This is a genomic window from Thioalkalivibrio thiocyanoxidans ARh2, assembly GCF_000385215.1.
GTDB lineage: Bacteria > Pseudomonadota > Gammaproteobacteria > Ectothiorhodospirales > Ectothiorhodospiraceae > Thioalkalivibrio > Thioalkalivibrio thiocyanoxidans.
In genome coordinates, this window is record NZ_ARQK01000061.1 from 172,054 (window position 1) to 180,651 (window position 8,598).

Annotated in this window: 9 protein-coding genes; 5 read left to right on the top strand and 4 right to left on the bottom strand. The window is 66.2% G+C overall.

The features are described from left to right. Positions 1 to 149 precede the first annotated feature (149 nt). The 4 genes from G372_RS0113355 to G372_RS0113370 all read left to right on the top strand — a co-directional run bounded on the left by G372_RS0113355 (position 150) and on the right by G372_RS0113370 (position 5,064). Positions 150 to 1,097, top strand: a complete 948-nt coding sequence (locus tag G372_RS0113355; RefSeq protein WP_019623431.1) for a hypothetical protein — start codon at positions 150 to 152, stop codon at positions 1,095 to 1,097. A 99-nt stretch (positions 1,098 to 1,196) separates the two neighbouring features. Next, positions 1,197 to 2,292 (top strand): peptide chain release factor 2 gene (gene prfB, locus G372_RS0113360; RefSeq protein WP_155998801.1). Its coding sequence is split into 2 segments (ribosomal slippage): positions 1,197 to 1,268 and positions 1,270 to 2,292, totalling 1,095 coding nucleotides; the frame shifts between segments, so codons are not numbered across the junction. Positions 2,293 to 2,316: 24 nt separating this feature from the next. After that, positions 2,317 to 3,807: a lysine--tRNA ligase gene (gene lysS, locus G372_RS0113365; protein WP_019623430.1), complete on the top strand. Its 1,491-nt coding sequence runs from the start codon at positions 2,317 to 2,319 to the stop codon at positions 3,805 to 3,807. A 111-nt stretch (positions 3,808 to 3,918) separates the two neighbouring features. Then, positions 3,919 to 5,064 (top strand): PQQ-dependent sugar dehydrogenase, encoded by a 1,146-nt coding sequence (locus G372_RS0113370; RefSeq protein ID WP_019623429.1) that lies wholly within the window; start codon positions 3,919 to 3,921, stop codon positions 5,062 to 5,064. Positions 5,065 to 5,140: 76 nt separating this feature from the next. Here the strand turns inward: G372_RS0113370 and G372_RS0113375 are convergent, their stop codons facing one another. Beyond that, a complete protein-coding gene (locus tag G372_RS0113375; RefSeq protein WP_018864073.1) occupies positions 5,141 to 5,644 on the bottom strand; it encodes a GlcG/HbpS family heme-binding protein in 504 nt (167 codons plus the stop codon). Positions 5,645 to 5,857: 213 nt separating this feature from the next. Between G372_RS0113375 and G372_RS0113380 the strand changes: the two genes are divergently transcribed. Then, on the top strand, positions 5,858 to 6,895 hold the full coding sequence (locus G372_RS0113380; protein ID WP_026278979.1) for an acyltransferase family protein: 1,038 nt from the start codon (positions 5,858 to 5,860) through the stop codon (positions 6,893 to 6,895). A gap of 5 nt (positions 6,896 to 6,900) precedes the next feature. On the opposite strand, the gene G372_RS0113385 is transcribed toward G372_RS0113380, so the two are convergent. The 3 genes from G372_RS0113385 to G372_RS0113395 all read right to left on the bottom strand — a co-directional run bounded on the left by G372_RS0113385 (position 6,901) and on the right by G372_RS0113395 (position 8,264). Further along, positions 6,901 to 7,635, bottom strand: a complete 735-nt coding sequence (locus tag G372_RS0113385; RefSeq protein WP_019623428.1) for a hypothetical protein — start codon at positions 7,633 to 7,635, stop codon at positions 6,901 to 6,903. A gap of 112 nt (positions 7,636 to 7,747) precedes the next feature. Continuing rightward, on the bottom strand, positions 7,748 to 7,951 hold the full coding sequence (locus tag G372_RS0113390) for a YgaP family membrane protein (protein WP_018864070.1): 204 nt from the start codon (positions 7,949 to 7,951) through the stop codon (positions 7,748 to 7,750). Between the two features lie 109 nt (positions 7,952 to 8,060). Then, complete coding sequence (locus tag G372_RS0113395; protein WP_018864069.1) at positions 8,061 to 8,264, bottom strand: YgaP family membrane protein; 204 nt, start codon at positions 8,262 to 8,264, stop codon at positions 8,061 to 8,063. Positions 8,265 to 8,598 lie beyond the last annotated feature (334 nt).

Below are 8,598 nucleotides of genomic sequence, written 5' to 3' on the forward strand. Positions count from 1 at the left end.
GGGCTGCTTAATACGGTAGACCACAACGGGGCGTTTGCTGTTCCTCGGGTGACCATTGCCTCGGTGGTAGCATGGTTGCGGTCGATTAAGGGGGGGAATCGGAATGTGTCTCTTGGGAGGCTTCAAGCCCCGGATGAGGGCGGCCTGAGATGGCGAGGGTGACGCTCCTGCTGCCTGGGCTTTTCCGCCGTGCCGAAGCCGCCTTGCCGAAGACCGGCGAGGATCCCCAGGCCATCCGGCACCTGTCCCGCTGGCTGGGTCGGGCGCGGCCGCTGGCGCCTGCGCCGGCGGGCTTCCGGGAGGGCTGGGAGACTCAGCTCGCGCGGCGGCTGGGTTTCGTGCAGCCGGTCTCGGGGCCGCGTCTATGGCTGGCGTGGCCCGTGCGGCTGACCCCGGGCATGAAGGATCTGGTCGCGGATCCGGTCTTCGAGGTCCACGAGGAGGAACGCGAGGCGTTGTGGGAGGCCGCTCGCCCGGATCTGGACGCGGCGGGCGCCACGCTGCGGCTGTCTTCGGGTGGCCTGTGGATCCTGGAGATGGAGGGCGAGGGTGATGGCTCGGGTCAGCCGCCCTCGACGGGATGGGGGCGCTCCATGAGTCGGGGCGCGATGGACAGCGATGTCGCGCGCCGCCTGCAGGTCCTCAACAATGCCCTGCAGATGAGCTGGTTCCAGCATCCGGTCAATCAGGCGCGAGAGCAGTCCGGGCGCGACCCTGTGCACGGGTTGTGGCTCTGGTCGCCGGGACGGCCGGAGGGGGGCACTGCGGTGCGTGCGGTCTGCGGCGGCGGGCCCGTCGCGCATTTTCTGGCGGACTGGACGGCGCTCGACTGGTCCCCCGACCCGGCATCTGCCGCGGAGATGGCGCGCGATACCGTCGTGGTACTGGATGCCCTGGCAGGCGCGCGCGACCTCGAGCGCCATGCGGAGGTCATGCAGTCGCTGGCCGATGATGTCGTGCGGCCCCTGCTGCCCCTGCTGCGAAGGGGGCACCTGGAGGCGCTGGAATTTCACGATCCGCAGGCGCGCTCCGAGGCGCCCCGGGTGCTGGAACGTCGCGACAGTCTGGCCTTCTGGCGGCGCGCGCGGCCCCTCTGACGCTGCCTGTCGGGTTGGTCCGAGCGCGCCAGACGTCTGGCCAGGGGTGTTATACTGCGCGGCTTTTCTGCCCACCCGGATACCGGAAATCGACGCATCATGGAACTGAATCCGCTGTATACCCAGATTGATGACCTGAAAGGCCGCCTGGAAGGCCTTAGGGGGTATCTTTGACTTCGCTGTCAAGGAAGAACGCCTAGAAGAGGTCCAGCGCGAGCTGGAAAACCCGGATATCTGGAACGACCCGGACCGGGCGCAGGCGCTGGGGAAGGAACGCGCCCAGCTCGAGAACATCGTCATCAACATTCGCGAGATTGGCACGCAGCTGGACGACAGCCGCGACCTGTTGGAGATGGCCGAGGCCGATGACGATGCCGAGACGGCATCGGCGGTGGAGGCCGACGTCGCGGCCCTGACCGCGCGGGTCGAGGCGCTGGAGTTCCGGCGCATGTTCTCCGGCGAGATGGACGAGGCCAACGCCTATCTCGACATCCAGGCCGGCTCCGGCGGCACCGAGGCCCAGGACTGGGCCAACATCCTGTTGCGCATGTACCTGCGCTGGGCCGAGAACCACGGCTTCAAGACCGAGATCATCGAGCTCTCCGAGGGCGATGTCGCCGGTATCAAGAGCGCGACCGTGCGTATTGAGGGCGAATACGCCTTTGGCTGGCTTCGCACCGAGACCGGCGTGCACCGCCTGGTGCGCAAGTCGCCGTTCGACTCGGGCAATCGCCGGCATACCTCGTTCGCCTCGGTGTTCGCCTCGCCGGAGGTGGACGACAGCTTCGAGATCGAGATCAACCCGGCCGATCTGCGCGTGGACACCTACCGCGCGTCCGGGGCGGGCGGGCAGCACGTCAACCGGACCGAGTCCGCGATCCGTATTACCCACGAGCCCTCCGGCATCGTCGTGGCCTGCCAGAACGACCGTTCGCAGCACAAGAACCGCGATACGGCGATGAAGCAGCTGAAGGCCAAGCTCTACGAGATGGAGATCCAGAAGCGCAACGCCGAGAAGCAGGCGGCCGAGGACGCCAAGTCCGATATCGGCTGGGGCAGCCAGATCCGCTCTTACGTGCTCGACCAGTCGCGGATCAAGGACCTGCGCACCGGCGTGGAGGTCGGCAACACCCAGGCCGTGCTCGACGGCGACCTGGACCAGTTCATCGAAGCCAGCCTTAAGAGTGGGCTGTAACGCTTTCTTTTACCGGGATTCCCGATGACCGAAACCACCGACGAGAACAAGCTGATCGCCCAGCGTCGCGCCAAGCTGAACGAGCTGCGCGAGGCCGGCCCGGCCTTCCCCAACGACTTCCGCCGCGATGCCCTGGCGGCCGATCTGCACGCCGCGCATGACGACACCGAAGGCGAGGCGCTGGAGGGGCAGGGGATTCGCGTGACCGTTGCCGGGCGCATGATCGGCAAGCGCGTGATGGGCAAGGCGAGCTTTGTCCGCCTGCGCGACCAGTCGGGAGACATCCAGCTGTTCGCCCAGCGCGACAGCCTGCCGGAGGGCGTTTACGCGGCCTTCAAGCACTGGGATCTGGGCGACATCGTCGGCGGGCAGGGCACGCTGTTCAAGACGAAGACCGGCGAGTTGACGGTCCAGCTGGACGATCTGCGCCTGCTGACCAAGAGCCTGCGCCCGCTGCCGGAGAAGTTCCACGGCCTGACCGATCAGGAACAGCGCTACCGCCAGCGCTACGTGGACCTGATCACCAGCCCGGACAGCCGCGAACTGTTCCGCACCCGCACCCGGATCGTGCGCTACATCCGCGAATACTTCGAGCGCGAGGACTTCATCGAGGTGGAGACCCCGATGATGCAGGTGATCCCGGGCGGCGCGACCGCGCGGCCGTTCGCCACCCACCACAATGCGCTGGACATGCCGCTGTACCTGCGCGTTGCGCCGGAGCTGTATCTGAAGCGCCTGGTGGTCGGCGGCTTCGAGAAGGTCTTCGAGATCAACCGCAATTTCCGCAACGAGGGGCTGTCCACCCGGCACAACCCCGAGTTCACCATGCTCGAGTTCTACGAGGCCTTCGTCGACTACCACGCGCTGATGGACCGTACCGAGACGCTGCTGCGCGGGCTGTGTGAGGACGTGCTGGGCACGACCACCATCGAGTACCAGGGCGAGAGCTACGATTTCGGCCAGCCGTTCACGCGCATGACGGTGCGCGAGGCGATCCTCGAGCACAACCCGGAGATCAGCGGCGAGGACCTGGCCGATATCCAGAAGGTGCGTACGCATTGCGAGCGCCTGGAGATCCCGGTCAAGAAGAGCTTCGGCCTCGGCAAGCTGTGGACGGAGATCTTCGAGTACACCGCCGAGAACCGGCTGCGCCACCCGACGTTCATCACCGCCTATCCGACCGAGGTCTCGCCACTGGCGCGGCGCAGCGACGACGACCCGTTCGTGACCGACCGCTTCGAGCTGTTCGTCGGCGGGCGCGAGATCGCCAACGGCTTCTCCGAGCTCAACGACCCCGAGGACCAGGCCGAACGCTTCCAGGCCCAGGTCGCGGAGAAGGACGCCGGCAACGACGAGGCGATGCACTTTGATGCCGACTACATCCGCGCCCTGGAATACGGCCTGCCGCCCACGGCCGGCGAGGGCATCGGCATCGACCGCCTGGTGATGCTGCTGACCGACAGCGCCTCGATCCGCGACGTGCTGCTGTTCCCGCACCTGCGCCCGGAGGCCTGAAGCCGGCCCAGTCCGGCCGCGATTGGCATGCTGGATGGGCCGATCGCGGGAACACCGGGAAACCCTTCTGGTCGCATGGTTGTGGTTTCACGGAAAGAACGGGAGGTTGTCATGGCGAATTACGGTCCTGTCTGGCGCAGCCTGATCGGTACTGCGGCCGCCACGGCGTTGCTGGCCGGCGGTGCGCAGGCCGGCGAGACGGTCGAGTCCGGCATCAGCACCGAATACGAGCAGTTCGACCTCGTGCGAGTCGCGGGCGATCTGGAACACCCGTGGTCGGTGGCGTTCCTGCCCGGTGGTGGTTACCTGGTCACCGAGCGTACCGGTGAGCTGAAGCACATCCGCAGGGACGGCGAGGTGCGCGAGGTGGCGGGCGTGCCGGAGGTGGTGGCCCGGGATCAGGGCGGGCTGCTGGATGTATCACTGCACCCGGATTTCCGGGACAACGGGTGGGTCTACCTGACCTACTCGTCAGGTGATGAAGACCAGTCCTACACCGCGATGGGCCGTGGCCTGCTGGAAGATGGCGAACTGCACGAGTTCGAGAAGCTGTTCGAGCAGGATCGCGGGGGCGGTAATCATGGCCACTTCGGTTCGCGTCTGGGCTGGCTCTCCGACGGCACGCTGCTGATGACGATCGGTGATCGCCGCCAGGAAGAACGGGTCCAGGATCTGTCCACCCATACCGGAAAACTGTTGCGCCTGACCGAGGATGGCGAGGCGCCGGCGGACAACCCGTTTGCGGATCGTGATGATGCCCAGCCGCACATCTATGCCTACGGTCTGCGCAACTCGCAGGGGCTGGTGGTCGACCCCGCCGATGACACGATCTGGCTGACCGATCATGGCCCGCGCGGTGGGGACGAGCTCAATCGCATGGAGGCCGGCGGCAATTACGGCTGGCCGGACGTAACGCTCGGGCGTGAATATCCCACCGAGCGTCCGTTTGGCGAGGCACGTCGATCGGACGACGTCATTCCGCCGATCTACGAGTTCCTGCCGACGCTGGCGCCCTCGGGGCTGGCACTGGTCACGGCGGATCGCTTCGAGGCCTGGGAGGGCAATCTGCTGGCCGGTGGCCTGCGTGCCGAGCGCATCCTGCGCATCGTGATCGAGGATGACGAGGTGGTGCACATGGAGGAACTGCTGCACGGCAAGATCGGGCGTATCCGCGATGTGCGCGAGGGCCCGAACGGGCATATCTATGTGCTGACGGACGAGTCCGAAGGCGGGCTTTACCGGATGGAGGCCCGATAGAGCGATCGACCGGGTCCGTGATGCTCGGTGGGTAGAAGGCCCTTCCTGGCGGGAAGGGCCTTTTTCGCTGGGCTGGTTACAAGAGCTCGTCCGCGATCGCGTCGATGCCCGCATTGGCGCATTCGTGGTCGATGTCTCCACTGGGTCCGCCGGAGACGCCGATGCCGCCGACGATCCGCCCGTTATCGGTGATCACCACGCCACCGCCGAGGATGCTCACGTTGGGCAGATGCTGGATGCCGTAGCTGGTTTCGTCCGGCATCGTCGAGTCGCGCAGTTCCAGGGTATCGGTGCGGAAGCTGACCGCTGTCCATGCCTTGGAGACGGCGGTATCGACCGTATGGGCCCCGGCGAAGCGGTCGCGCTTGACGGCCTGGGTGACACCGAACCGGTCCACTACAGCGACGGCGACCTGCGTGTCCTTGTCGCGGCAGGCTTCCATCGCGGCCTCGACCGCCTCCACCGCCAGCTCGGGGATGAGCGTCGGGATCGAAAAGGTGCCTTCGCTACTGTGTGCCGGATTGGCAGCAAAGGCCAGGGCACCGGCCAGAAACAACGGGGTGAGCTTGGTCATGCGCATGGGGATCACTCCTTCTCTGTGGTCTCGTCCTTTTTTCTAGTCATTGATCGAGCATTCCGCAATGTGAGCGGGACAAATCCGGCGGGCGAAACCTTCCCGCGATGGGTGACCTTTTTGCGCGGATCGGGCACCGTCGTGTAGTGAGCACGAGTATCGATAGCGCACGGAGGAAGGCGGGTGCGGAACAGTAGGGCCAGGGAGGGCCAGCGAAGGCTGGAAGGGGTCGATGTGGCCCGTGCACTGGCCATGATCGGCATGCTGATGGTGCATGTGGGCCCCACGCGCCTCGATTCCGTTGCGGGGCAGTGGTATGCCCTCCCACACGGGCGGGCCTCCGTGTTGTTCATGCTGGTGGCCGGTGTCGGCATCTCGTTCCTGGCGGCTTCGCGGCGTGTGGCGGCCGAGGGTCTGTCCGGCCAGCTCCTGTGGCGTGCCCTGCTGCTTTTCCCGCTGGGTCTGGCGCTGCAGGCGATGCAGGACGAGCTGAATGTGATCCTGCAGACCTACGCTCTGTTCTTCGTGCTCTCGATCGGGCTGGTGCGGTTGCACACGACGGTGCTCCTGCTGGTGGGCCTGTTCGCCCTGGTACTGGGGCCACCGCTGTACCTGTACGGTCAGATGCTGGACCCCGAGACCTTTCAGCGGGTGGGTATCGGGCCCGACAATCCCCCTGGCGTGATGCTGCACGCCCTGCTGTTCTCGGGGCCCTATCCGCTGGTTACCTGGATCGTGCCCTTTGTGGTCGGCCTGTGGCTGGGCCGCTGCGACCTGCGCAGCGATCAGCTGCGGCTGCGGATGCTGCTGGTCGGGGTCCTCGTCGCCGGGGTGGCCTGGGCGCTGCATGTCACGCTCTTTGCCTGGTGGGGCGAGCCGGGCGGGGGGCTGCGCTGGGCCGATCTTGCCGACATGAAGGCGCACAGCCAGCGACCGCTATGGCTGCTGAACGCCACCGGTGTGGCGGTTGCTGTGCTCGCCGTGTGTCTGGTCGCGGCGGATCGTCTCGGGCGTGCGCTGTGGCCGCTGGTCGCGACCGGGCAGCTGGCACTGACCTTCTACGTGCTGCACCTGGTCGTGATCGCCCTGTGGCGCGAGGGAGTGGTCTTCAAGCAGGACGTTGGACTCGCACTGGTGGTGGCGGTGGTCTTCACGGGGCTTTTCATGCTGTTTGCGGTGGGCTGGCGCCGGCTGTTCCGCAAAGGACCCCTGGAGATCCTGCTCGTGGTCCCGTGGGCCTGGCGGCGTAACGGATAGTCCACTTAGGCCGGGGAGCTGGCTTGTCGTGCGAGGCTGCGCGTGGCCTGACGAAACACCGGGCGCAGCGGCTTGTTGAGGAAGGTTCGGGCCCGGCCCGGGGCAATGCCCTGGTGATAGCAGAACAGGGCCAGCGCATAGACGAGATCGTCGCGCCCGAGCGAGGCCTGGCGTTCCGCGCTCGGGGCGCTGCAGGAGCCGCAGCCACCGACCCGTACGTGGAAGGCCGTGTTGGCGAGCATCACCCCGAATCCCATCTGTGTGGCCAGCAGTTCGGCCACATGCCCCTCGTTGCCTGCCTGAGAGGGGGCGGGTTCCGCGGCAGTGGGGAGCAGTCTCAGCGCGATCTCGCGGGCGAAGTGGCCGATCAGGGCCTCGTTCTCGCCGACCAGCCGGGGGTCGTAGGGGATCGGTATGGATTCGGGGCGGGGCGCATGGCCCCAGGAGCCCATCGGCACCGGGTCATCCAGCAGGTCATCCGGCTGCGCGAGCCGAAACGGGCCGTCGACAAAGCCGGCATGGCTGCACACGGCGTCGAACACGATCTGCGCCATCCCGTGGCGGGTATCCGCCTGCCCGGGGAAATGCTCGCGAATCGGCAGGACCAGGTGGGCCTGGCCGAGCGGGCGGGTCCAGGCAGGCTGGCGTCGCGCCCACAGGGTCACGGCGCGGACCCACTGGCGGGCCTCGGTGTCGGGTTCGGGGGCGCGCTGGAACAGACGCGGGATCAGCGAGAGCATCGTGGGAGGCGGATTTGGGTGCCCCTCCATTGTGCTCCAGGGCGGGGCGTTTTGCAGGCCCTGAAAGCAATAAGGCCCGGGCATGATGCCCGGGCCTTGCCGTATGGCCGGCCTAGCTGAAGGCCTCGCCGGGCTTGACGCCCATGGCCTTCAGGATCATGGCCAGCGGGCAGAAGCCGGTGAACGCGGACTGCAGCAGGTTGAAGCCGACAAACAGGGTCAGCAGCAGCCACCAGGGGCTGAACACCCAGGCCAGGATGGCACTGAGGATGACGACGGTGCCGGCGAAGGCAAGGACAATGCGATCGATGCTCATGGGGTTCCTCCCGGTTTATCTATTAGACAAAGCTAATATGGGACCGCGGACACAGAAATACAAGGGCCCATCGATCAATGGGCCCGTGCACGTGTCGGAACTGGTCGGTTCAGTGGAAGATCTCGCCCGGCTTCATGCCCAGGCTCTTGAGCACCATGGCCAGGGGGCAGAAACCGGTAAAGGCAGACTGGATCAGATGGACGCCGATAAACACCGTCAGCAAGAGCCACCACCCACTGGCGGCCCAGGCAAGCAGGGCACTGATCAGCACGACGATCCCGGCGAAGACCAGGAAAAAGCGATCGAGATTCATGGACGGTCCCTCCCTTGTGTCCGTCATCTAACCAGTAGATAGCACTGGCGCAGTCGCACGGCAAGGGAAGGGGAGCGCCAAGGGAAACACTGATTAATGTACACGCTCGCGTTGGTACCCCAGGTTTTCCGAGACAAGGCGCGTCGTGCAACGGGTAGTGGTTCTACCCGCAAGCGGCGCAACGCGGGATCGGGGAACCTGGGGTGCCAACCCCGAAGGGGCTCGGCCGCTTTTGTGCGCGCACGGCGTTGCGGCTCCCTTGTGCAGAATGACTGCACGGCAGTCGCCGCGCCTTGTTCGCACGCAAAAGCGACTCGAGCGCGAGCGTGTACAT